Annotated in this window: 22 protein-coding genes; 5 read left to right on the forward strand and 17 right to left on the reverse strand. The window is 53.0% G+C overall.

What is annotated here, in order from left to right:
- Positions 1-66: 66 nt before the first annotated feature.
- Genes hemG through pepQ form a run of 4 tightly spaced genes read right to left on the reverse strand, consistent with a single transcriptional unit; the run spans position 67 to position 4059 of the window.
- Positions 67-612, reverse strand: a complete 546-nt coding sequence (gene hemG, locus BEG40_RS17055; RefSeq protein ID WP_000853955.1) for a menaquinone-dependent protoporphyrinogen IX dehydrogenase — start codon at positions 610-612, stop codon at positions 67-69.
- Between the two features lie 11 nt (positions 613-623).
- Positions 624-2075 (reverse strand): Trk system potassium transporter TrkH, encoded by a 1452-nt coding sequence (gene trkH / locus BEG40_RS17060; RefSeq protein ID WP_000545681.1) that lies wholly within the window; start codon positions 2073-2075, stop codon positions 624-626.
- 38 nt (positions 2076-2113) lie between these two features.
- On the reverse strand, positions 2114-2728 hold the full coding sequence (locus BEG40_RS17065) for an IMPACT family protein (RefSeq protein ID WP_001353706.1): 615 nt from the start codon (positions 2726-2728) through the stop codon (positions 2114-2116).
- Positions 2728-4059, reverse strand: a complete 1332-nt coding sequence (gene pepQ, locus BEG40_RS17070; protein ID WP_105285809.1) for a Xaa-Pro dipeptidase — start codon at positions 4057-4059, stop codon at positions 2728-2730. The genes BEG40_RS17065 and pepQ overlap by 1 nt, the downstream gene beginning before the upstream one ends.
- Positions 4060-4248: 189 nt before the next feature.
- Between pepQ and fadB the strand changes: the two genes are divergently transcribed.
- Positions 4249-6438 carry a fatty acid oxidation complex subunit alpha FadB gene (fadB, locus tag BEG40_RS17075; RefSeq protein ID WP_105285810.1) on the forward strand — a complete coding sequence of 730 codons (2190 nt, stop codon included), beginning with the start codon at positions 4249-4251 and terminating at the stop codon, positions 6436-6438.
- A gap of 9 nt (positions 6439-6447) precedes the next feature.
- Positions 6448-7611 (forward strand): acetyl-CoA C-acyltransferase FadA, encoded by a 1164-nt coding sequence (gene fadA / locus BEG40_RS17080; RefSeq protein ID WP_105285811.1) that lies wholly within the window; start codon positions 6448-6450, stop codon positions 7609-7611.
- Between the two features lie 184 nt (positions 7612-7795).
- Here fadA and fre read toward each other — a convergent pair whose 3' ends face one another.
- Both fre and ubiD read right to left on the reverse strand, forming a co-directional pair.
- On the reverse strand, positions 7796-8497 hold the full coding sequence (fre, locus tag BEG40_RS17085) for an NAD(P)H-flavin reductase (protein WP_010352530.1): 702 nt from the start codon (positions 8495-8497) through the stop codon (positions 7796-7798).
- A 45-nt stretch (positions 8498-8542) separates the two neighbouring features.
- On the reverse strand, positions 8543-10036 hold the full coding sequence (ubiD, locus tag BEG40_RS17090; RefSeq protein ID WP_105285812.1) for a 4-hydroxy-3-polyprenylbenzoate decarboxylase: 1494 nt from the start codon (positions 10034-10036) through the stop codon (positions 8543-8545).
- Positions 10037-10202: 166 nt separating this feature from the next.
- Between ubiD and rfaH the strand changes: the two genes are divergently transcribed.
- Complete coding sequence (gene rfaH / locus BEG40_RS17095) at positions 10203-10691, forward strand: transcription/translation regulatory transformer protein RfaH (protein WP_001192392.1); 489 nt, start codon at positions 10203-10205, stop codon at positions 10689-10691.
- Here the strand turns inward: rfaH and tatD are convergent.
- The 9 genes from tatD to udp form a co-directional block, all read right to left on the reverse strand.
- A complete protein-coding gene (gene tatD / locus BEG40_RS17100; protein ID WP_016158871.1) occupies positions 10688-11470 on the reverse strand; it encodes a 3'-5' ssDNA/RNA exonuclease TatD in 783 nt (260 codons plus the stop codon). The two genes, rfaH and tatD, sit on opposite strands and share 4 nt — an antisense overlap.
- A 41-nt stretch (positions 11471-11511) precedes the next feature.
- Positions 11512-12282, reverse strand: coding sequence for a Sec-independent protein translocase subunit TatC (tatC, locus tag BEG40_RS17105; RefSeq protein ID WP_000109945.1), 771 nt, complete (start codon positions 12280-12282; stop codon positions 11512-11514).
- A gap of 2 nt (positions 12283-12284) precedes the next feature.
- The gene (gene tatB / locus BEG40_RS17110; RefSeq protein ID WP_000459596.1) at positions 12285-12800 is read right to left on the reverse strand and encodes a Sec-independent protein translocase protein TatB; all 516 of its coding nucleotides are present in this window, start codon (positions 12798-12800) and stop codon (positions 12285-12287) included.
- 3 nt (positions 12801-12803) lie between these two features.
- Positions 12804-13073 (reverse strand): Sec-independent protein translocase subunit TatA, encoded by a 270-nt coding sequence (gene tatA / locus BEG40_RS17115; protein WP_001295260.1) that lies wholly within the window; start codon positions 13071-13073, stop codon positions 12804-12806.
- A 78-nt stretch (positions 13074-13151) separates the two neighbouring features.
- Positions 13152-14792 (reverse strand): ubiquinone biosynthesis regulatory protein kinase UbiB, encoded by a 1641-nt coding sequence (ubiB, locus tag BEG40_RS17120; RefSeq protein WP_105285813.1) that lies wholly within the window; start codon positions 14790-14792, stop codon positions 13152-13154.
- On the reverse strand, positions 14792-15397 hold the full coding sequence (gene ubiJ / locus BEG40_RS17125) for a ubiquinone biosynthesis protein UbiJ (RefSeq protein WP_001116107.1): 606 nt from the start codon (positions 15395-15397) through the stop codon (positions 14792-14794). Before ubiJ ends, ubiB begins: the two co-directional genes overlap by 1 nt.
- 13 nt (positions 15398-15410) lie before the next feature.
- Positions 15411-16166 carry a bifunctional demethylmenaquinone methyltransferase/2-methoxy-6-polyprenyl-1,4-benzoquinol methylase UbiE gene (gene ubiE / locus BEG40_RS17130; protein WP_000227958.1) on the reverse strand — a complete coding sequence of 252 codons (756 nt, stop codon included), beginning with the start codon at positions 16164-16166 and terminating at the stop codon, positions 15411-15413.
- Positions 16167-16260: 94 nt separating this feature from the next.
- Complete coding sequence (gene rmuC / locus BEG40_RS17135; protein WP_105285814.1) at positions 16261-17688, reverse strand: DNA recombination protein RmuC; 1428 nt, start codon at positions 17686-17688, stop codon at positions 16261-16263.
- A gap of 140 nt (positions 17689-17828) precedes the next feature.
- On the reverse strand, positions 17829-18590 hold the full coding sequence (gene udp, locus BEG40_RS17140) for a uridine phosphorylase (RefSeq protein WP_000045177.1): 762 nt from the start codon (positions 18588-18590) through the stop codon (positions 17829-17831).
- 261 nt (positions 18591-18851) lie between these two features.
- On the opposite strand from udp, the gene BEG40_RS17145 reads away from it, so the two are divergent.
- A complete protein-coding gene (locus BEG40_RS17145) occupies positions 18852-19667 on the forward strand; it encodes a dienelactone hydrolase family protein (RefSeq protein WP_105285815.1) in 816 nt (271 codons plus the stop codon).
- A gap of 38 nt (positions 19668-19705) precedes the next feature.
- Here BEG40_RS17145 and metE read toward each other — a convergent pair whose 3' ends face one another.
- Positions 19706-21967, reverse strand: coding sequence for a 5-methyltetrahydropteroyltriglutamate--homocysteine S-methyltransferase (metE, locus tag BEG40_RS17150; protein ID WP_105285816.1), 2262 nt, complete (start codon positions 21965-21967; stop codon positions 19706-19708).
- Between the two features lie 117 nt (positions 21968-22084).
- Between metE and metR the strand changes: the two genes are divergently transcribed.
- On the forward strand, positions 22085-23038 hold the full coding sequence (gene metR / locus BEG40_RS17155; RefSeq protein ID WP_016158868.1) for an HTH-type transcriptional regulator MetR: 954 nt from the start codon (positions 22085-22087) through the stop codon (positions 23036-23038).
- On the opposite strand, the gene bioP is transcribed toward metR, so the two are convergent.
- Positions 22926-23825, reverse strand: a complete 900-nt coding sequence (gene bioP / locus BEG40_RS17160; RefSeq protein ID WP_105285817.1) for a biotin transporter — start codon at positions 23823-23825, stop codon at positions 22926-22928. The genes metR and bioP overlap by 113 nt on opposite strands.
- Positions 23826-23855: the final 30 nt, after the last annotated feature.

The following is a 23855-nucleotide window of genomic DNA, read 5'->3' on the forward strand; positions in this document are numbered from 1 at the left end:
TTATTCTGAGCTGACAAGAGGAAATTTAAAATAATTTTCCAAATGCGCGTTTTTTATTCTTTATGCTTATTTCAGCGTCGGTTTGTCGGTTAAATGGGCAATTTCCCGGGCGAAATTCGCCACTTGCTCCCAATCGGTATAGACAACTTCTTTGCGCGTATCCGTTTCACCGCCTGACATCTTCATGATGAGCTTGATCATAAAGCGGTCGTACCAACGATAGCGGGGATAACGCAGCGCCCCGGCAATGACTGCACAGCGATCGGGACGCCATTGTGAGTTCATCAGAAACTTCCGCGCGTAGCTATTAGTCTGCACAGTACGCTTCTCCGGTTTACGCGCCACCAGGTTTACGGAGTAAAAGGCGCTCGGCATTGAGTTCAGCTGCGTCGCATGTTTTTTGACAAATTCCTGGAACGCAGAATGGTAGTGACCGTAGCGAATAGACGCGCCAATGACCACGCGATCGTAGTTTTCCCACTGTGGCTCTTCAATGCGGTGCACATTAGCGACATCCGCCTGTATCCCCAGTTCTTTCAATTCCGAAGCCAGGTAGGAGGCAATCTCGCGCGTTTGTCCGTCCCTTGTTGAGAAAAGAATTAATGTTTTCACGTATTACTCCATCATTCACGCCAGAAAGTCGGGGTAAAGAGCACCAGCAATGTAAACACCTCGAGACGACCAAACAACATATTGGCAATCAGGATCCATTTAGCCACCGGGTTCATGCTGGTAAAGTTATCAGCAACCACGCCAAGCCCCGGCCCTAGGTTATTCAATGTCGCCACAACCGAAGCAAAGGCAGAAAAGTCATCCACGCCAGTGGCGATAATCGCCAACATACTGACAATAAATACCAACGCATAGGCCGAGAAAAATCCCCATACAGCCTCGAGGATACGTTCCGGCAGTGCACGGTTCCCCAACTTAATGCTGTAGACGGCGTTCGGATGCACCAGTCGTTTCAGCTCACGGTTCCCCTGTTTGAACAACAGCAAGATGCGGATCACTTTCAGGCCACCGCCCGTTGACCCGGCGCAACCGCCGATAAAAGCTGAACATAACAGCAGTACCGGCAAAAAGAGCGGCCAGCGGGCAATGCTGTCAGTCGTAAACCCAGCGGTTGTCGCCATCGACACCACCTGGAAAAACGCCTGGTTAATCGTCATCAGCGCCGAACTGTAGACATTATGAAACCACAGTACGAGTGTACAAATAACCACCAGCGTAAACTGTACGCCGATAAACATGCGAAATTCCGGATCGCGCCAGTAAACCTTCAGACTACGACCACTTAGCAGCGAGAAGTGCAGGCCATAGTTACAGCCGGAGATCAGCAGGAAGATAGCAATGATAGTGTTAATTGTCGGGCTATCGAAATAGCCAACGCTGGCATCATGGGTTGAGAAGCCGCCAATGGCGATTGTCGCGAAGCTATGACCGATGGCATCAAAAGCATTCATTCCGGCAAACCACAGCGCCAGCGCACAGGCGACGGTCAGCAAGACATAAATCAGCCACAAGGTTTTCGCCGTTTCCGCAATACGCGGGCGCATTTTGTTATCTTTCAGCGGGCCGGGCATTTCTGCGCGATAGAGCTGCATCCCACCCACGCCGAGGATAGGTAGTATCGCGACTGCCAACACGATGATCCCCATCCCGCCAAACCATTGCAGCATCTGGCGATAAAAAAGAATCGCATGAGGGAGCGAATCCAGCCCCACCAGCGTAGTGGCTCCGGTGGTGGTCAGGCCGGAGAAAGATTCAAAAAACGCATCGGTAATCGTGAGGTTCGGGCTTTCCGAGAAGATAAAAGGGAGCGCACCGACGCTACCCAGCACCGTCCAGAACAGCACCACAATCAGAAACCCTTCACGGGATTTCAGTTCGCCCTTCTCTTTACGGTTCGGCCACCACAGCATAGAGCCAATGGCGAGGGCGACAAAAAAGGTCTGGGTAAAAGCGCGGCCTGCCCCATCCCGGTAGATGAGTGCTACCAGCCCAGGGATAATCATCGTCCCTGAAAATAAGATGACCAGTAGTCCAACGATTCGGGTAATGGCGCGAAAATGCATCTCTGCCGCTTCCTTAGTTCTGCAAAACGAAGTGGGGATTATTCTTCAATCGCTAACAATTGCAATGAACCACGGCTAAAATCCGCCAGCTTTGCGGAAAATTCAGCCACTTTCGCCGCCGGAAGCGCCACCCGCAGCAGAACGAATGCCTGATAATCACTGTTGATAATTTTGCCGCCACACTGCCCCAGCAACGCTTCAATGCCGGTTAACTGACTATATTCACATTGCAAAGTATATTCGGTTAATGGCGTCTTGCGTTGGGTCGTTAGCTGGCGCAGCGCCTGATTCACGCCGCCACCATACGCTTTCACTAACCCACCGGTGCCCAGCAAGATGCCGCCGTAGTAGCGCACCACCACGGCGGTAATTTCCCCAACGCCGCTGCCCATTAGTTGGGCGAGCATCGGTTTACCTGCCGTTCCCGCAGGTTCCCCGTCATCAGAGAAACCCAGTTGTTGAGAATCATCCGGTGCGCCAGCTACCCACGCCACGCAATGGTGGCGGGCATCTGGGTGCTCTGCCCGCACCGATTCAACAAACGCTTTCGCCGCCTCGACGCCATCGGTATGCGCCAACAGCGTAATGAAGCGGCTCTTTTTGATCTCTTCAACGACCGTGACCGGTGCCGCAGGAATTAACCAGCTTTCCATCACGCCAGTTTCAGATCCCGGGTCATGTTTTCCACGTTGTTTTCGTGGATCACCACGTTGTCTTCGATACGAATGCCGCCGAACGGTTTCAGTGCTTCAATTTTCTGCCAGTTGAAGTGTTTACTGAACTGACCTTCACGCCACGGCGCCAGCAGCGATTCGATGAAGTAGATACCCGGTTCGATGGTTAACACCATGCCTGGCTGGAGAATACGGGTGCAGCGCAGGTACGGATATTTTGCCGGTGCCGCGAGGTGCGTACCGCTATCATCCTGCATAAAACCGGCTACATCATGCACCTGCAGACCAAGCGGATGGCCAATACCGTGCGGCATAAACGGTCCGGTGAGATCGTTTTCGACCATCGCTTCTTCACTCATATCGGTGATGATTTGATGTTTACGCAGCAGTTTGGCGATGCGCTGATGGAACTGGATGTGGTAATCCACATAGCTGACGCCTGCTTTCATGGTGGCGATCAGCGCCAGTTGTTCATCATTTACGTCTTTCACCAGCTGTGCGTAGTCGTTGTCGCTTTTTGCCGACCAGGTACGGGTCAGGTCAGCCGCATAGCCGTTATATTCTGCCCCGGCATCCAGCAGGAAGCTGCGCATCTCTTCCGGCGCCTGATGATCCAGTTTGGTGTAATGCAGCACCGCAGCATGTTCGTTAAGCGCCACAATGTTGCTGTAAGGCACGTCGGTATCACGATGACCGGTCGCGCTCAGATAGGCAATGTTGATATCGAACTCGCTCATACCTGAACGGAAGGCTTCTTCTGCCGCGCGATGACCGTTGACTGCCATTTTCTGCGCTTCACGCATACAGGCCAGTTCGTACTCGGTTTTGAAGGAGCGGTAGTAATGCAGGTAGTCGATCACCCCTTTCGGGTTGATATTACTGGCCTCAATGCCCAGTTGCAGCGCACGTTCCGGCACTGGGCCAATATAGCCAATATTGCCGCGCGCAGCGGGCAGCAGGCTACCAATGCCATCGGCTTTCGGCAGCGCGATCACTTCCACATCCTCAGTCCAGAAAGAGGTCGGCAAAGGTTCGACGTTGTGCCAGTAATCAACCGGCAGATAAAACCACAGTTTCGGCTTGTTCACGCCATCCACCAGCAGCCAGCAGTTTGGCACCTGAGTTACCGGCACCCACGCTTTAAATTGTGGGTTCACTTTAAACGGATAAGGATGATCGTCGAGAAAAACATTGAACAGCTCGCCGGAGTGAATAAGTAATGCATCCAGCTTGAAGCGCGCCAGTGCATCGCGAGTCCGTTCCTGTAAGGTAGCTATATGATTTTTATAGAGCGAGGCCAGTGATTCCATTTTTTACCCTTCTGTTTTTTTGACCTTAAGTCTCCGCATCTTAGCACATCGTTCATACAGAGCGTGATTTCTGCCGAGCGTGATCGAATCGGCATTTCTTTAATCTTTTGTTTGCATATTTTTAACACAAAATACACACTCAATTTCATCTGGTACGACCAGATCACCTTGCGGATTCAGGAGACTGACATGCTTTACAAAGGCGACACCCTGTACCTTGACTGGCTGGAAGATGGCATTGCCGAACTGGTATTTGATGCCCCAGGTTCAGTTAATAAACTCGACACTTCGACCGTCGCTAGCCTCGGCGAGGCCATCGGCGTGCTGGAACAGCAATCAGATTTAAAAGGGCTGCTGTTGCGTTCGAACAAAGCAGCCTTTATCGTCGGTGCTGATATCACCGAATTTTTGTCCCTGTTCCTCGTTCCCGAAGAACAGTTAAGCCAGTGGCTGCATTTTGCCAATAGCGTGTTTAATCGCCTGGAAGATCTGCCGGTGCCGACCATTGCCGCCGTCAACGGCTACGCGCTGGGTGGTGGCTGCGAATGCGTGCTGGCGACCGATTATCGTCTGGCGACGCCGGATCTGCGCATCGGTCTGCCGGAAACAAAACTGGGCATCATGCCGGGCTTTGGCGGTTCTGTACGTATGCCACGTATGCTGGGCGCTGACAGTGCGCTGGAAATCATTGCCGCCGGTAAAGATATCGGCGCGGACCAGGCGCTGAAAATCGGTCTGGTGGATGGCGTAGTCAAAGCAGAAAAACTGGTTGATGGTGCGATGGCGATTTTACGCCAGGCCATTAACGGCGACCTCGACTGGAAAGCGAAACGTCAGCCGAAGCTGGAACCGCTAAAACTGAGCAAGATTGAAGCCACCATGAGCTTCACCATCGCTAAAGGGATGGTCGCGCAAACGGCGGGGAAACATTATCCGGCCCCCATCACCGCAGTAAAAACTATTGAAGCGGCTGCCCGTTTTGGCCGTGAAGAAGCCTTAAACCTGGAAAACAAAAGTTTTGTCCCGCTGGCGCATACCAACGAAGCTCGCGCACTGGTCGGCATTTTCCTTAACGATCAATATGTAAAAGGCAAAGCGAAGAAACTCACCAAAGACGTTGAAACCCCGAAACAGGCCGCTGTGCTGGGCGCAGGCATTATGGGGGGCGGAATCGCTTACCAGTCCGCGTGGAAAGGCGTGCCGGTGATCATGAAAGATATCAACGACAAGTCGTTAACCCTCGGCATGACCGAAGCCGCGAAACTGCTGAACAAGCAGCTTGAGCGCGGCAAGATCGATGGTCTGAAACTGGCTGGCGTGATCTCCACGATCCACCCAACGCTCGACTACGCCGGGTTTGACCGCGTGGATGTTGTGGTAGAAGCGGTTGTTGAAAACCCGAAAGTGAAAAAAGCGGTGCTGGCAGAAACCGAGAAGAAAGTTCGCCCGGATACCGTGCTGGCTTCTAATACTTCAACCATTCCTATCAGCGAACTAGCCAACGCGCTGGAACGCCCGGAAAACTTCTGCGGTATGCACTTCTTTAACCCGGTGCACCGGATGCCGTTGGTGGAAATTATTCGCGGCGAGAAAAGCTCCGACGAAACCATCGCGAAAGTCGTCGCCTGGGCAAGCAAGATGGGCAAGACGCCGATTGTGGTGAACGACTGCCCCGGCTTCTTCGTTAACCGCGTACTGTTCCCCTACTTCGCTGGATTCAGCCAGTTGCTTCGCGACGGCGCGGACTTCCGCAAGATCGACAAAGTGATGGAAAAACAGTTTGGCTGGCCGATGGGTCCGGCATATCTGCTGGATGTCGTGGGGATTGATACCGCGCACCATGCTCAGGCCGTGATGGCAGCAGGCTTCCCGCAGCGGATGCAGAAAGATTATCGCGACGCCATCGACGCGCTGTTTGATGCCAACCGCTTTGGTCAGAAGAACGGCCTCGGTTTCTGGCGTTATAAAGAAGACAGCAAAGGCAAGCCGAAGAAAGAAGAAGACGCCGCCGTTGACGGCCTGCTGGCAGAAGTCAGCCAGCCGAAGCGCGATTTCAGCGAGGAAGAGATTATCGCCCGCATGATGATCCCGATGGTCAACGAAGTAGTCCGCTGTCTGGAAGAGGGCATTATCGCCACTCCGGCAGAAGCGGACATGGCGCTGGTCTACGGCCTGGGCTTCCCTCCGTTCCACGGCGGCGCGTTCCGCTGGCTGGACACCCTCGGCAGCGCGAAATATCTCGATATGGCACAGCAGTATCAGCACCTCGGCCCGCTGTATGAAGTGCCGGAAGGTCTGCGTAATAAAGCGCGTCATAACGAACCGTACTATCCCCCGGTTGAGCCAGCCCGTCCGGTTGGCGACCTGAAAACGGCTTAAGGAGTCACAATGGAACAGGTTGTCATTGTCGATGCAATTCGCACCCCGATGGGCCGTTCGAAGGGCGGTGCTTTTCGTAACGTGCGTGCGGAAGATCTCTCCGCTCATTTAATGCGTAGCCTGCTGGCGCGTAATCCGGCGCTGGAAGCGGCTACTCTCGACGATATTTACTGGGGGTGTGTGCAGCAGACGCTGGAGCAGGGTTTTAACATCGCCCGTAACGCTGCGCTGCTGGCAGAAGTGCCGCACTCTGTCCCTGCGGTGACCGTCAATCGCTTGTGTGGTTCATCCATGCAGGCATTGCATGACGCAGCACGGATGATCATGACCGGCGATGCGCAGGCATGTCTGGTCGGCGGCGTGGAGCATATGGGCCATGTGCCGATGAGCCACGGCGTCGATTTTCACCCCGGTCTTAGCCGTAATGTCGCCAAAGCGGCGGGCATGATGGGCTTAACGGCAGAAATGCTGGCGCGTATGCACGGTATCAGCCGTGAAATGCAGGATGCCTTTGCCGCGCGATCACACGCTCGCGCCTGGGCCGCCACACAGTCGGGCGCATTTAAAAATGAAATCATCCCGACCGGTGGTCACGATGCCGACGGCGTCCTGAAGCAGTTTAATTATGACGAAGTGATTCGACCGGAAACTACCGTAGAAGCCCTCGCCACGCTACGTCCGGCGTTCGATCCGGTCAGCGGTACGGTGACGGCGGGTACGTCTTCTGCTCTCTCCGATGGCGCAGCTGCCATGCTGGTAATGAGTGAAAGCCGCGCCCGTGAATTAGGCCTTAAGCCGCGCGCCCGTGTGCGTTCGATGGCGGTCGTTGGTTGTGACCCATCGATTATGGGTTACGGCCCGGTTCCGGCCTCTAAGCTGGCGTTGAAAAAAGCGGGGCTTTCTGCCAGTGATATCGGCGTGTTTGAAATGAATGAAGCCTTTGCCGCGCAGATCCTGCCGTGCATTAAAGATCTCGGGTTAATGGAGCAAATTGACGAGAAGATCAACCTCAATGGTGGCGCGATCGCGCTGGGTCATCCGCTGGGTTGTTCCGGTGCGCGTATCAGCACCACGCTGCTGAATCTGATGGAACGCAAAGACGTCCAGTTTGGTCTGGCGACGATGTGTATCGGCCTGGGTCAGGGCATTGCGACGGTGTTTGAGCGGGTTTAACCACTTGCCGGATGCGGCGTAAACGCCTTATCCGGCCTACGGTTCAGAACTATTTGTAGGCACGATAAGACGCAACAGCGTCGCATCGGGCATTGTTTGCCGGATGCAGCGTCGATGTAAATGCCACTGATTAACAGTTTAGTTGCCGTTCTTCCCGCCTGTCAGGGGCGGGTTTTTTTATGGCTTAGATAAACGCAAACGCATCGCCAAACAGGCGGTCTTCCCGCGCATTACGCTCACTGCAAAACAGGTCACGAGCGATTTTCGCCATCTCAAAACGTCCGGCAATGTAGATATCATGCTCTGCCAGCGTACCGTGATCCTGCAACACCGCCGTTAAAACCGTGCCAGTACGCCCACGCCAGCCCGCTTCCGGTTGTTCAACCACCGGCACCACTTGCAGACCAGGATGCTTAAGCGAAAGCGCCTCAAGTTCGGAAAGATCATAAAGGTGCTGCTCTTCACGCCCGCCCCAGTAAATGGTGATATCACGATTGGGATTACGCGCCAGCGCCGTCAGCAAAATCGAACGGGCATAAGAGAACCCGGTGCCGCCCGCAATCAGAATCATCGGACGCTCTTCATCATCGCGCAGCCACGCATCACCGTGCGGAATATCGACCACAATTTGATGATCTTTGAGGATGCGATCCATGACTGCTTTCGCGTAAAGGTTGATTTCAGAAGCGCCAATATGCAGCTCAATGAAACCTTGTTCATTCGGCGTCGAGGCCATTGAGAACGGGCGTTTATCGCGCTCGTCCATCACTACCATCAAATACTGACCAGCACGAAAAGAAAAGGCCGCGTCTGGCACGATTCGGACACGATATACGGTATCCGTGATAGCTTCTACCGAGGTCACTTTACAGCTTAAGGTTGTCATGCGCTTTCTCTGTCGGATCGATAAATAGGGCAATACAAACGCGCCTCAGGCGCTTTTACCGTTGTTAAAAATAGCCAGTTCATCCCAGATTGCGTCAATACGCGCGACAACGTCCGGATCTTTTTTGATAGGACGCCCCCACTCGCGCTGGGTTTCCCCCGGCCATTTATTCGTGGCATCCAGCCCCATTTTTGAACCCAGCCCGGAAACAGGCGAGGCAAAATCCAGGTAATCAATGGGTGTATTTTCTACCAGAACGGTATCCCGCGCCGGGTCCATACGGGTAGTAATCGCCCAAATCACATCATTCCAGTCGCGTGCGTTGACATCATCATCGCAAACGATCACAAATTTGGTGTACATAAACTGGCGTAAGAACGACCAGACGCCCATCATGACGCGCTTCGCGTGCCCGGCGTATTGCTTTTTGATCGTCACAACCGCCAGACGATAGGAACAGCCTTCCGGCGGCAGGTAAAAATCGACAATTTCCGGGAATTGTTTTTGTAGAATCGGCACGAACACTTCGTTCAACGCCACACCCAGTACCGCAGGTTCATCCGGCGGACGACCAGTATAGGTGGAGTGGTAAATCGCATCTTCACGCTGAGTAATATGCGTCACGGTAAATACCGGGAAACTATCGACTTCATTATAGTAACCGGTGTGGTCGCCATACGGCCCTTCTGGCGCCGTTTCGCCTTGTTCGATATACCCTTCCAGCACAATTTCCGCACTGGCGGGCACTTCAAGGTCATTGGAGATACACTTCACCACTTCGGTTTTGGTGCCGCGTAGTAATCCGGCAAATGCATACTCTGAAAGCGTATCTGGAACGGGCGTGACTGCACCGAGAATTGTGGCGGGATCAGCACCCAGCGCCACAGAAACCGGGAAACGTTCGCCCGGATGCACCGCACACCACTCCTGGAAATCCAGCGCGCCGCCGCGATGCGACAACCAGCGCATAATCAGCTTGTTTTTACCAATCAACTGCTGGCGATAAATGCCCAGATTCTGCCGCTCTTTGTGCGGGCCACGCGTTACGGTCAACCCCCAGGTAATCAGCGGAGCGGCATCTTCCGGCCAGCAGGTCATAATGGGAATGCGGTTAAGATCGACATCCTCGCCGGAGACGATTTTTTGCTGACAAGGCGCACCACGTAACCGTTTCGTTGGCATGTTCAACACCTGCTTAAACTGCGGCAGCTTATCAAACAGGTCGCGGAAACCTTTTGGCGGCTCCGGCTCTTTCAGAAACGCTAATAATTTACCGACTTCACGTAGCGCCGAAACATCTTCCTGCCCCATGCCCATCGCCACGCGCTTCGGCGTACCGAACAGGTTGCACAGCACCGGCATCGAGTACCCTTTAGGGTTTTCGAACAACAGCGCAGGCCCACCGGCACGCAATGTGCGGTCAGCAATTTCAGTGATTTCCAGATGCGGATCCACCGGGAGCATGATACGTTTTAGCTCACCCTGCTGTTCAAGCAGAGTCAGGAAGTCGCGTAAATCGTTATATTTCATGGCGTCCATTGTAGCCTCTTAATCTGCGCCCATTATACGGCGTTCATCTTCGCGATGCTGTAAATTTGTTAAATTAGCGTGAACTCAGGCGCTATAACGCAAACCGGGGAATATAATTAACTTAACGCATCGCTTTTGCTATTCTTGCGCCCCGATTAAACGGATAAGAGTCATTATGCAATCCTGGTATTTACTGTACTGCAAGCGCGGGCAACTTCAACGTGCCCAGGAACACCTCGAAAGACAGGCCGTTAATTGCCTGGCACCGATGATCACCCTGGAAAAAATCGTGCGTGGCAAACGTACCGCAGTCAGTGAGCCGTTGTTCCCCAACTACCTGTTTGTGGAATTTGATCCAGAAGTGATTCATACCACTACCATCAACGCCACACGTGGTGTCAGCCACTTCGTGCGCTTTGGTGCATCGCCAGCGATAGTCCCATCGGCTGTGATTCATCAGCTGTCGGTGTATAAACCGGAAGACATTGTCGATCCGGCAACGCCATATCCAGGTGATAAGGTGATTATTACCGAAGGCGCATTCGAAGGTTTTCAGGCCATTTTCACCGAACCCGACGGCGAGGCACGCTCCATGCTATTGCTTAATCTTATCAATAAAGAAATTAAGCACAGCGTGAAGAACACTGAGTTCCGCAAACTCTAGAACGCAATCCCAAACAGCGTTTTGACATTGGCATCTGTGGTGGCCGCCAGCCACGCAGCATCCTCCCCTCGCCAGTGCGCAATACGTTGCACAATATGAGGCAGATAAGCAGGCTCGTTACGCCGGGATGATGGCTTTGGCGTGAGATCGCGCGGGAGTAAATACGGCGCATCGGTTTCGATCAGCAATTTCTCCGCCGGAATAAATGGCAACAGATCACGCAATTCCATCCCGCGTCGTTCATCGCAAACCCAACCAGTAATGCCGATATAAATCCCACGCGCCACGCACGCCTGCATCTCTTCGCGTGTGCCAGTAAAGCAATGAAGAACCGCACCAGGCAGTTTATTCAGCCACGGCTCCAGCAATGTCATAAACCGCTCATGGGCATCGCGACAGTGCATAAATACCGGCATGTTTAATTCTGCGGCAATACGTAGCTGGGCAACAAAAGCGCGTTCCTGCTCTTCCGGCGTAGAAAAGTTGCGGTTAAAGTCGAGACCACACTCACCAATCGCCACTACTTCTGGCAGCGCGGCCAGTTCAATAATTGCTTCTTCGGTCGCGGCTTGCCACTGGCTGCTGTCATGAGGATGCACGCCCGCCGTTGACCAACAGTGCGGATACTGACGCGCCAGTTTTTGCGCCTGCTGGCTTTCACGCAGGTTAGTGCCGGTGATGAGTAGCCCATCAACTCCCGCGTCAAAAGCGCGCTCTACAACATCACCACGGTCTTTCGCAAATTGTGAACTGGTCAAATTAACGCCGATATCAAACATCCTGCACTCCATATGACAACCGCCCTGACGGGCGGTTGAATTTATTCTTCAGTTTTTTCGCTTTCAGCGTCGTTTTCTTCTTCCCGGTTTCGGCCTTTACCAACGTAAAAGCGGGAGAAGAAGACACCGATTTCAAACAGGCAGTACATCGGGATCGCCAGCAGCGTTTGCGAGAAGACATCCGGCGGCGTCAGCAGCATCCCAACGACGAATGCACCAACCAGCACATACGGGCGCTTTTTGCGTAAGTCTTCTGGCGAGGTAATCCCCATCCAGCACAGCAGCACAATGGCAACCGGCACTTCAAACGAAACACCAAACGCCATAAACAACGCCATAACGAAGCTTAAGTAGCTGGCGATATCGGTGGACACCTGTACCCCTTCCGGCGCGGTATTGGCGAGGAAGCCAAATGCCAGTGGAAAGACCACGAAGTAGGCGAACGCCATGCCGATATAAAACAGCAAAGAGCTGGAAACCAGCAGAGGCACCACCAGGCGACGTTCGTGCTTATACAACGCCGGGGCGATAAACGCCCACACCTGATAGAGAATCACCGGCGCTGACAGAATCAGCGACACCATAAAGGTCAGCTTGATCGGCGTAAAAAACGGCGAGGCCACATCGGTGGCGATCATCGTTGAACCTTGCGGCAATTGCTTGATCAACGGCGCGGACACCAGGTGATAGATATCATTGGCGAAATAGACCAGGCACAGAAATATCACGATCACCGCGATAATGCAGTTCAGCAGACGCTTACGCAGCTCAATCAGATGCGTGATAAGCGGTTGAGTATCTTCTACAGACATGTTTACGGTTTATCACTCGACGAAGGGGAAGGTGCAGCGGTTTTCGGTTCAGCGTCCGCAACAGGTTTTACCACCGGCTCTGGCGTGGTTTCTGGCTTCTGTTCCGGCGAACTGGCCTGCGTTTGTGCAGCGGCAGGGGTTACTCCCTCATGCGCAGCTTCATTATCTTTTACCACCGGATTATGGATGGTGTGCGCTTCATCACTCGCCTTTTCAGGATCGTTTGCAACATAGGAACGCTTCATCGATTCTGCAGCCTGGCGTAGTTCATCCATTGACGCTTTCAGTTCAGGCGTCAGGTTGGTCAGGCTTGCCTTTTCAACCTTTTTCAGGCTGTCCTGAAACTCCTGGAGTTTTAACTCCTGGGTCAGTTCGTTCTGCACCGTTGTCGCCAGTGAACGCAACGCGCGAATCCAGCCCGCTACCGTTTTTACCGCCACAGGCAGTCGTTGCGGCCCCAGAACGACGAGGCCGATGATGAATACCAATAGCAGTTCGCTAAAACCGATATCAAACACGGATTACACCTGCTCTTTATCGTGGCGCTTCGCGTCTTCTGTTTTAGCCTGTTCCTGATTCGTATCCGCCTGCTTATCGGCGATAGTTTTTGCAGTAAAATCAGCATCCTGACTGGTTTTATCCTGCTTTGGTTCATCATCGCTCATTGCTTTTTTAAAACCTTTAATTGATGCACCAAGATCGGAACCGATGGAGCCGAGCTTTTTGGTGCCAAAAAGCAGTACAACGATGACGGCAATAATCAATAACTGCCAAATACTGATACCACCCATACATGTTCCTCTGTGGTAGATGATGATTAAACAAGGCCGCATTATACGTTACACGGCCCGCCTTGAGCGATGAAAAAATCAGCGTGTTTTGCGCCAACCGACAAACCAGGCGATCAGACCACCTGCCATTAACCAGCCGGGCATCAGCCCCCATTCCGGTCGGCTGACCAACAAGAATGTGCCGCTTAATACTAACGTCGCGCCAATTCCAAGAAAATAACGCGATTGTCCCTGACGTACATGATTTGCCTGAAGCTCGCGGGCAATCTTATCAACACTGTGCTGTAAATACTTGCCCTGGCGCAAACTGTCGTAAACCAGTTCAGGCAGTTCTGGCATTTTTTCGACCCAGAACGGCGCTTTTTCTTTAAATGCTCTCACCAGCGCAGGAATACCAACCTGATCTTTAATCCATGACTCGAGAAAAGGCTTCGCCGTTTTCCATAAATCGAGCTGCGGATAAAGCTGGCGTCCTACCCCTTCGATGTAGAGCAAGGTTTTCTGGAGTAACACCAGTTGCGGCTGTACTTCCATATTGAAACGACGCGCCGTATTAAACAGATTTAACAGCACATGTCCAAATGAAATTTCTGCCAGCGGTTTCTCAAAAATAGGTTCACAGACAGTACGAATGGCAAATTCGAACTCTTCAACGTTGGTATCTGGCGGCACCCAGCCAGAATCAACGTGCAGTTCCGCTACTTTGCGATAGTCACGGTTAAAGAAGGCGATAAAGTTTTCCGCCAGATAGCGTTTATCTTCTTTGTTTAACGAGCCGACAATCCCGCAATCAATACCAATATACTTCGGATTTTCCGGGTGTTCGAAGCTTACGAAGATGTTGCCAGGGTGCATATCGGCATGGAAAAAGCTGTCGCGAAAGACCTGAGTGAAGAACACCTGCACACCGCGTTCCGCCAACAATTTCATGTTGGTGCCGTTTTTCTCCAGCGTCGCGACATCCGAAACTGGAATGCCATAGATACGCTCCATCACCATCATCCCTTCACTGCAATAGTCAGGGTAAACTTCCGGGATGTAGAGCATCGGGCTATTTTCGAAATTACGCCGAAGCTGAATGGCGTTGGCAGATTCCCGCAGCAAATTCAGTTCATCAAGCAACGTCTTTTCGTACTCGCGCACCACTTCGGTTGGACGCAGACGGCGACCATCCGGTAGTAAACGCGGCACCCAACGAGCCAGACGATAGATGAGTTTCAGATCCGCTTTTATGACTGGCAAAATATCCGGGCGAATGACTTTAATCACCACCTCTTTGCCATTCGATTTCAACCGAGCAGTATGTACCTGTGCTACGGAAGCCGATGCCAGCGGCTTAATGTCAAAATCATCAAACCACACTTCCACCGGCAGACCGCCCATCGCCGCTTCAATTTGTGCTTTCGCCAGTTCGCCGTCAAAAGGCGCGACTTTATCCTGCAAGAGCGCCAGTTGGTCAGCAATATGCGGCGGAAAAAGGTCACGGCGGGTCGATAGCATCTGTCCAAACTTGATCCATACCGGACCCAGTTCTTGCAGCGCCAGTCGCAGTCGTTCACCTAATGGTTTGTCTTTATGCCGATTCGGCATCCAGAATAATGAGTATCGCCATAACCGCAACGGCAAAGTGATACGCATTTTAGGGATCAGTTCATCAAGTCCGTAACTTAAAAAAGTGCGAATGATGAAATACAGGCGCCGTACTTCACCTGGCGTCATTAAACTGCCTCCAGTTTTTCCAGCCGTTTGGTTAGCGCATCGACGGCTCGCTCAACGGCGGATGTCTCTTCCGCAAACCAGGCCACTTCAAGCGGACCAGGTGCCATACGCCACTCTTCAGTAATGGCTTCCGCCACGTAGCGTTGCTGGCGTTGAATACCGTGATGCAGGAACTTCGCGCCACCACGCAGGGCTTTGCTAATGCCTTCGGCGGCGATATCACCCGTATAAGGTGCCAGCAGTTCCGCTGGGTCGAACTCCGCCAGATCTGCCAGCGCAACAAAGTTTTGCACCACCTGAATATCGCCCTGCACTTCCAGCTCACCGCTACGAATCAGTGCAGCAAGCTGCTGGCGATCGCGAAGTTTCGGCAACACGCTGGCATAAGCGATAACAGTGCAGTCAGCATCGCCTGCCCATTCTCCCAGTACATCGACCTGACGTTCGCTGAACACCAGAATCAACGATGTCGAAAAGCCTTTTACCTCCACGCGCAATACTTTACCCAGCAGACGCGAGCGGGCGGTTTTCAGCGCGGGTGAGCGATACAGGAAGGTGTTGAGCAGACTTTCGATTCCTGCCGTCACTAAAGGTTTAAAAGGCATAGTCGTACTCCTGTCAGAACTTATAACCACGATGCAGCGCCACAACGCCAGCCGTCAGGTTGTAATAGTCGACACTTTCGAATCCGGCATCCTGCATCATGGCTTTCAGAGTATCCTGATCGGGATGCATACGGATGGATTCAGCCAGATAACGGTAGCTGTCGGCGTCATTCGCGACCAGCGAGCCAATACGCGGCAGAACATGGAAGGAGTAAGCGTCATAAGCTTTGCTTAACGGCTCGATAATCGGTTTCGAGAACTCAAGCACCAGCAGGCGGCCGCCGGGTTTCAGCACGCGATACATTGAACGTAGTGCTTTATCTTTGTCGGTGACGTTACGCAGACCAAACGAAATGGTGATGCAATCAAAGGTGTTATCCGGGAACGGCAGCGCCTCGGCGTTCGCCTGAACATACTCAACGTTGCCAATCACACCGATATTACGCAGTTTCTCGCGCCCCATTTTGAGCATGGATTCATTGATATCGGCGAGGACCACCTTACCCGTTTCACCGACCAGGCGAGAGAATTTCGCTGTCAGATCGCCGGTGCCGCCAGCCAGATCCAGTACAGTCTGCCCACGGCGTACGCCGCTGCAATCGATCGTGAAACGCTTCCACAAACGATGAATACCAAATGACATCAAATCATTCATAACATCGTATTTCGATGCCACGGAATGGAAAACGTGGGCGACCATATCCGCTTTTTGCTCTTTCGCGACGGTCTGAAAACCAAAGTGCGTCGTTTCTTGTGACTTATCCACCATCTCAATGCCTGCTCATCAAAAAATTGTTCCAGAAGTGTAACAGATTGGGCGTCGATGCCCTAGATTTCTACCCGGCGTAACTACCCCCAATGGGCTAGCGCGACTGCTGATTATATTCATCATCGCGTTGATAAGCTTCATCATTCGGCTGCCCCGGAACCGACCGCAGTCGATACTCTTCATCCTGACTCACCGCCTGTTCAGCCAAATCCGGATTAATCTCGCGTTTAATTTCTACCCCTAAACCGCGAAACGCTTCTGCCTGCGCCAGCACATTTCCGCGACCTGAAGAGAGTTTTTTCATTGCCTGACGATAGTTATCCTGCGCTTTGTCCAGACTTTGACCTATCGCAGACATATCATCGACAAACAAACGCATCTTGTCGTACAGCTTGCTGGCGCGATCGGCGATTTGCTGGGCGTTGCGACTTTGATGCTCATAACGCCAGAGATTAGCGATAGTACGCAACGCCACCAGCAGCGTGGTCGGGCTAACCAGCATGATATTGTTTTTCAACGCTTCGGTTATCAGCTCCGGCTGGCGGTCAAGCGCCAGTAAAAACGCAGGCTCAACGGGGATAAACATCAGCACGTAATCCAGCGTTCTTAGCCCTGGTAGCTGTTGATAATCTTTACGCCCCAGCAAGCGGATATGGTTACGCACCGACGCGATATGTTCCTGCAATGCACTTTCGCGGGTGTAGTCGTCTTCCGCGTTGAAGTAGCGTTCATAAGCGACCAGCGTCATTTTGGCGTCGATCACCACGTCTTTCCCCTGCGGTAGCCGCACGATGACATCCGGCTGCATCCGCGAGCGGGCGTCATTTTCGATACTCACCTGGGTTTCGTATTCATACCCTTCACGCAAGCCAGATGCCTCCAGTACTCGCGTTAATACCACTTCGCCCCAGTTGCCCTGGGTTTTATTGTCGCCTTTCAGCGCACGCGTCAGGTTGATTGCCTCCTGGGCCATTTGCGCGTTGAGCTGCTGGAGATTGCGAATTTCGTGGGTCAGGGTATGGCGTTCTTGTGCTTCTTTACCGAAGCTGTCCTGAACCTGACGGCGAAAACCGTCCAGTTGTTCACGCAGCGGCGACAACAGGCTGTTCAGGCTCTGACGGTTTTGCTCATCAACGCGGCGATTGCTGTGCTCGAAAATACGGTTGGCGAGGTTTTCAAACTGCTCGCTCAAACGCTGCTCGCTGTTAATCATCTGGCGAATTTTATCGTCAGCGTGTTGCTGTGCGGCCTCCATCCGCGTGGTCACTTCACGCAGATCAGCCTCCAGCGAGGTGTTAATACTTTGCAGGCTACGCACTTCGTTATTGAGTAATTCACACTCTGTGCGCCAGTGTTCACTTTGGGTAATTTGTTGTTTTGCCGCGCTTAACTCCGCGACCATCTCTTCACGTTCAGCTAATTGCTCGGCTTTTTGCTGCGCATGTTGATAACTGGCAAACAGCCAGCCGATGGCCACACTGACCAGCGCAATAATGGCATAAACAATGATTGAGAAATCCACAAAGCCTCCTGACGCAACAACTTACCCGCACAAAATAGAATTGTGCTGTACAAACGTCCAGTTGGAAAGGCATTTCCTGCGAGGCGCTACGCAAAAATACAAAAGGCCGAACGCGTCGGCCTTCAGACAGGAGAAGAGAATTACAACAGACGACGCGCCGCTTCCACCACGATTTTCACCGCATGGCTTTCGGTTTGTTTCATCGTCTCAGCATTCGGGATCTCTTGCTGAGTGCGGTTAACGATAACGCCCGCCACCATACCAGCACGCAGGCCCTGACTTGCACACATGGTCAGCAGAGTCGCAGATTCCATTTCATAGTTCATCACGCCCATCGCCTGCCACTCTTCCATAGAACCTTTAAAGTGACGGACTACGCGACCAGAGTAAGTATCGTAACGTTCCTGACCTGGGTAGAAGGTATCAGAAGAAGCAGTCACGCCAACGTGAGTCGTCGCGCCAATAGACTTCGCTGCTTCAACCAGCGCAGTCGTACATTCGAAATCAGCGACAGCCGGGAACTCCAGCGGTGCGAAGTGCAGGCTCGCGCCATCCAGACGAACAGACGCCGTGGTAACCAGTACATCGCCAACATTAATATGCGGCTGAATAGCGCCAGTTGTACCGATACGCAGGAAGGTGCGAATGCCCAGCTGTGCCAGTTCTTCAACGGCAATAGAAGTAGACGGACCGCCGATACCGGTAGAGCAGACAATAACAGGTTTACCATCCAGCTCTGCACGCCAGGTGGTGAATTCGCGGTGAGATGCCAGCTTAACCGGCTTATCCATCAGCGCGGCGATCTTTTCCACACGATCCGGGTCGCCAGGGACGATGGCAAGCGTAGCCCCTTGTAAATCGTTTTTAGTGAGGCCGAGATGAAAAACATCAGACTTGGACATATACAACTCCTCTGTGAATCGGTTTAGTCAGAAGAAGCAAAAAGGTACTTTACCGAAGGGATTAAGATTTTTTCGTGATAATCATCACTATGATGCAAATGTGTTGCATACACTTACTCATCAAAAGTGACCTAAATCACATAATTTACTCTTAAGTCAGTAAGGCTGCTTAAAAGATGAGCCATTTGAGGCAATGTGAATTGTTGCACGCTGACTATAGTTAACATTGCGCAAAATTTTTATAAGGGTACGGAGAATACCATGACAACAACACAACACTCTGGATTTGCACCTGCTGCATCCCCCCTCGCCTCAACCATCGTTCAGACCCCGGACGATGCGATTGTGGCAGGGTTCACCTCTATCCCTTCACAAGGGGATAACATGCCTGCTTATCATGCCCGTCCAAAGCAGAGCGATGGCCCACTACCAGTGGTCATTGTAGTGCAGGAAATTTTTGGCGTGCATGAACATATCCGTGACATTTGTCGCCGTCTGGCGCTGGAGGGGTATCTGGCTATCGCACCAGAACTCTACTTCCGCGAAGGCGATCCTAATGATTTCGCCGATATTCCCACGTTGCTCAGCGGTCTGGTAGCAAAAGTGCCTGACTCACAGGTGCTGGCCGATCTCGATCATGTTGCCAGTTGGGCGTCCCGCAACGGCGGCGACGTCCATCGCTTAATGATTACCGGATTTTGCTGGGGCGGGCGTATCACCTGGCTATATGCCGCGCATAACCCGCAATTGAAAGCGGCGGTGGCGTGGTACGGCAAGCTGACAGGCGATAAGTCGCTGAACTCACCGAAACAACCTGTTGATATCGCAACCGATCTCAACGCGCCGGTTCTCGGCTTATATGGTGGTCAGGATAACAGCATTCCGCAGGAGAGCGTTGAAACCATGCGCCAGGCGCTGCGGGCTGCTAATGCGAAAGCAGAGATTATCGTGTACCCGGACGCCGGTCATGCGTTTAACGCCGATTATCGCCCGAGCTATCATGCCGCATCTGCAAAAGATGGCTGGCAGCGTATGCTGGAGTGGTTTAAGCAGTATGGTGGGAAGAAGTCGCTGTAATGAGAAAAGACCGGGTGGCATTGCCACCCGGTTTATGTTTACCCCCGACGCAAATTCTGCGCCGCCTGCACCATGTTCGCCAGTGCCGCGCGGGTTTCTGGCCAGCCGCGCGTTTTCAGGCCACAGTCCGGGTTAACCCACAGGCGCTCTGCCGGAATGCGTTTTTCCGCTTTCTTCAGCAAGGCTTCAATCCATTCTACGCTCGGTACGTTTGGCGAGTGAATGTCATAGACGCCTGGACCGATTTCATTCGGATAATCAAACTCTTCAAACGACTCCAGCAACTCCATGTCGGAACGCGAGGTTTCGATGGTGATGACGTCTGCATCCAGTGCCGCAATCGAATCCATGATGTCGTTGAACTCGCAATAACACATGTGAGTGTGGATTTGTGTGTCATCTTTCGCCACGGCGGCGTTGATACGGAAGGCCTCTACGCCCCACTGGAGATATGCATCCCAGTCGCTACGACGCAGCGGTAAACCTTCGCGCAGCGCCGGTTCATCAATCTGGATGATGCCAATTCCAGCGGCTTCCAGATCGGCCACTTCATCACGCAGCGCCAGCGCAATTTGTTTGGCGATGGTTTCACGGCTGACATCTTCGCGCGGGAACGACCAGCAGAGAATGGTTACCGGGCCAGTCAGCATCCCTTTCACCGGTTTGTCGGTCAGCGATTGTGCGAACGATGCCCACTCAACGGTAATAGGTGCCGGGCGGCTAACGTCACCAATAACAATCGGCGGCTTCACGCAGCGGGAACCGTAGCTCTGTACCCAACCGTTTTGCGTAAAGACAAAACCGTCGAGGTGCTCGCCAAAGTATTCCACCATGTCGTTACGCTCAGCCTCGCCATGTACCAGCACATCCAGTCCCAAACGTTCCTGCTCAACAATGGCCTGCTTGATATGTTCCGCAATGCCCGTGCGGTAGTTGTTGGCGTCGAGATTACCCTTTTTGAAATCCAGACGCAGGGTACGAATTTCCGTGGTTTGCGGGAAAGAACCAATCGTGGTGGTCGGCCACGCTGGCAGTTTAAAACGCGCACGCTGAGCTTCGGCACGCACTTCATAGACATTCTCACGCTGGCTGTCCTGGGCGGTGATCGCTGCCAGACGCTTTTCTACCGCCGGATTATGTACGCGGGTTGAGTGACGACGCGCCTGAATTGGGGCGCTCCACTCTGCCAGAGCTGCCGTGTCACCACTGTTCAGCGCATCGCGCAGCAGTGCCAGTTCATGGCATTTTTGTAGGGCGAAGGCAAACCAGCTTTTCACTTCTGCATCAAGACGCGTTTCCACGCTCAGGTCGATGGGGCTATGCAGCAGTGAGCAGGAAGATGCCACCCACAAATCACGTTTGCCGACAATGTCCTTAATTTGCGCATATTTCTCGGTGAGATCGGCGCGCCAGACGTTACGACCATTGATAAGACCCGCAGACAGCAGCCAGTCAGAAGGCAGACACTTGTGCAGTTCTGCTACGTCATCTTTACCATGCACGAAGTCGACATGCAGACCCTGAACAGGCAGCGCCGTAATCGTGTCGAGATTTGGCGTTACGCCTTCAAAATAGGTAGTCAGCAGCAGTTTCACCTGCCCCTGTAGAGCATCGTAAGCGGGTTTGTATGCGTCCAACCACGCCTGCGGTAGTTCCAGCACCAGCGCCGGTTCGTCAATCTGTACCCACTCAATACCGCGTTTTGCCAGTTCTGCCAGAACCCGCTGATAAACCGGCAGAATGTCGTTCAGCAGGCTCAGGCGGTCAAACTGTTCACCTTTCACCTTACCCAGCCACAGATAGGTAACCGGCCCCAGAAGCACAGGTTTCACCTTGTGACCCAGCGCCAGCGCCTCGTCCACTTCCTCCAGCAGCTGCGTCCAGGTCAGTTTGAACTGTTGGCCTTTAACGAATTCCGGCACCATGTAGTGATAGTTGGTATTAAACCATTTGGTCATTTCCGCTGCCGCCGCAGGTTCGCCAGTCGGCGCACGTCCACGACCAATACGGAACAGGGTGTCGATATCTACCGAACCGTCTTTGTTCTGATGACGCGCCGGAACGTTACCCAGCAGCAGACTGGTGGTCAGAACATGATCGTACCAGGCAAAATCGCCCACCGGCAGCAGGTCGATGCCCGCTTGCTTTTGTTGATCCCAGTGACGAGCACGCAGTTCACGCCCTACTGTCAGCAGTTCTTCACGCGTGGAGTTCCCCGCCCAATAACTTTCTTGCGCTTTTTTCAGCTCGCGACGCAGGCCAACGCGAGGGAAACCGAGGGTGTGATTAAGAATTGTCATTATATGCCCCTTATGGAATTTTTAGTATTTAGCCGTCCAGATGTTTACACATCCATAATTGGCGGTTACTGTATATTCCTCAAGCGCAAATTATTCATGCCGAAGTGAAGGACTTTCATGATCGAAGTAAAACACCTGAAAACGCTACAAGCGTTGCGGAATTGCGGCTCGCTCGCAGCCGCTGCGGCGACGTTGCATCAAACGCAATCCGCCCTGTCTCACCAGTTTAGCGATCTGGAACAACGCCTTGGCTTCCGGCTATTTGTGCGTAAAAGCCAGCCGCTACGTTTTACGCCGCAGGGAGAAATCCTGTTGCAACTGGCAAACCAGGTGCTGCCGCAAATCAGCCAGGCACTGCAAGCCTGCAATGAACCGCAGCAGACGCGCCTGCGCATTGCCATTGAGTGCCATAGCTGTATTCAGTGGCTGACGCCCGCGTTAGAAAATTTCCATAAGAACTGGCCGCAGGTAGAGATGGATTTTAAATCGGGCGTGACGTTTGACCCGCAGCCCGCGTTGCAGCAGGGCGAGCTGGATCTGGTGATGACCTCCGATATTCTGCCGCGCAGTGGCCTGCATTATTCGCCGATGTTCGATTATGAAGTACGCCTGGTGTTAGCACCTGACCATCCACTGGCCGCGAAAACACGAATCACGCCGGAAGATCTCGCCAGCGAAACGCTGCTGATTTATCCGGTACAGCGTAGCCGACTGGACGTCTGGCGGCATTTTCTGCAGCCCGCAGGCGTTAGCCCGTCGCTGAAAAGCGTCGATAACACTTTATTGTTGATTCAGATGGTTGCCGCGCGGATGGGTATTGCCGCTCTACCACATTGGGTCGTGGAGAGTTTTGAGCGCCAGGGTCTGGTTGTGACCAAAACCCTGGGCGAGGGATTATGGAGCCGACTGTACGCCGCCGTGCGCGACGGCGAGCAGCGTCAGCCAGTGACAGAAGCGTTTATTCGCTCGGCGCGCAATCACGCCTGCGATCATCTGCCGTTTGTAAAGAGCGCGGAGCGACCCACTTCCGATGCACCCACAGTGAGGACAGGATCACCAGCGCGCCTGTAATAAATGTTGGCCAGTGCGGCTGTTGGTGCCAGATAGCCAGGTTAACCAGTAATCCTGCCGGAACGTGCATATTGTTCATAATGCCCAGCGTTCCGGCGTCCACCTGAGTCGCGCCGTAGTTCCACATAAAATAACCAATCCCGGAAGCCACCACGCCAAGAAACACCAGAATGCCCCATTGCAGCGTGGTTTGCGGCATTTTCTGCGTATTGCCCAGCAAGAACCATGCAATCGCCGCCACCAGGAACGCGCCAAGATAGAACCACGCAAAGGCGTTATGCTGCGGCATCGGGCGAGTTTCCATCAGGCGTTTGTAACCCACCATGCCGATGGCAAAAGTGATATTGGAGAGTTGCACTAGCAGCAGGCCAGTCCAGAAATGGTCGGTGACCTGATCATAGCGAATAATCCCGGCACCAATCACCGCGAGTAACGCGCTAAAAGCATATCCCCAGCGCAGACGGCGCTTACTCATAATGTCATAAATCAGCGTGATGTAGAGCGGCGTCAGGACGGTAAATAACAGCAGTTCAGAGACTGTCAGGTAGAGATAGGCACGGAAACTCAGCATATACATAATGCCAAGCTGCATCGCGCCCACCAGCATATACAGGCCAATGGTTTTCAGGCTATTGCCACGGGTACGCAGGAACGGCAGGAAAACGAGCGCCGCCAGCCCAACGCGTACCAGCACCGAAAAATAGCTGTCGACGTGCCCCGCAAGGTACTCGCCATAAAAGCTAAAGGAGAAGGCCCACAGAATAGTGGTGATGATAAGTAGCGCCACAATGGAAAACTCTTTGATTAACGAGTATCC

Origin of the sequence: Escherichia sp. MOD1-EC5495 (assembly GCF_002965965.1) — a bacterium.
Taxonomy (GTDB): Bacteria; Pseudomonadota; Gammaproteobacteria; order Enterobacterales; family Enterobacteriaceae; genus Escherichia; species Escherichia ruysiae.

Coding starts and splice junctions, on each gene's coding strand:
- trkH (WP_000545681.1), bottom strand. CDS start 2,075: ATGCATTTTCGCGCCATTACCCGAATCGTTGGACTACTGGTCATCTTA.
- BEG40_RS17065 (WP_001353706.1), bottom strand. CDS start 2,728: ATGGAAAGCTGGTTAATTCCTGCGGCACCGGTCACGGTCGTTGAAGAG.
- pepQ (WP_105285809.1), bottom strand. CDS start 4,059: ATGGAATCACTGGCCTCGCTCTATAAAAATCATATAGCTACCTTACAG.
- fadB (WP_105285810.1), top strand. CDS start 4,249: ATGCTTTACAAAGGCGACACCCTGTACCTTGACTGGCTGGAAGATGGC.
- fadA (WP_105285811.1), top strand. CDS start 6,448: ATGGAACAGGTTGTCATTGTCGATGCAATTCGCACCCCGATGGGCCGT.
- fre (WP_010352530.1), bottom strand. CDS start 8,497: ATGACAACCTTAAGCTGTAAAGTGACCTCGGTAGAAGCTATCACGGAT.
- ubiD (WP_105285812.1), bottom strand. CDS start 10,036: ATGGACGCCATGAAATATAACGATTTACGCGACTTCCTGACTCTGCTT.
- rfaH (WP_001192392.1), top strand. CDS start 10,203: ATGCAATCCTGGTATTTACTGTACTGCAAGCGCGGGCAACTTCAACGT.
- tatD (WP_016158871.1), bottom strand. CDS start 11,470: ATGTTTGATATCGGCGTTAATTTGACCAGTTCACAATTTGCGAAAGAC.
- tatC (WP_000109945.1), bottom strand. CDS start 12,282: ATGTCTGTAGAAGATACTCAACCGCTTATCACGCATCTGATTGAGCTG.
- tatA (WP_001295260.1), bottom strand. CDS start 13,073: ATGGGTGGTATCAGTATTTGGCAGTTATTGATTATTGCCGTCATCGTT.
- ubiB (WP_105285813.1), bottom strand. CDS start 14,792: ATGACGCCAGGTGAAGTACGGCGCCTGTATTTCATCATTCGCACTTTT.
- ubiJ (WP_001116107.1), bottom strand. CDS start 15,397: ATGCCTTTTAAACCTTTAGTGACGGCAGGAATCGAAAGTCTGCTCAAC.
- ubiE (WP_000227958.1), bottom strand. CDS start 16,166: ATGGTGGATAAGTCACAAGAAACGACGCACTTTGGTTTTCAGACCGTC.
- udp (WP_000045177.1), bottom strand. CDS start 18,590: ATGTCCAAGTCTGATGTTTTTCATCTCGGCCTCACTAAAAACGATTTA.
- BEG40_RS17145 (WP_105285815.1), top strand. CDS start 18,852: ATGACAACAACACAACACTCTGGATTTGCACCTGCTGCATCCCCCCTC.
- metE (WP_105285816.1), bottom strand. CDS start 21,967: ATGACAATTCTTAATCACACCCTCGGTTTCCCTCGCGTTGGCCTGCGT.
- metR (WP_016158868.1), top strand. CDS start 22,085: ATGATCGAAGTAAAACACCTGAAAACGCTACAAGCGTTGCGGAATTGC.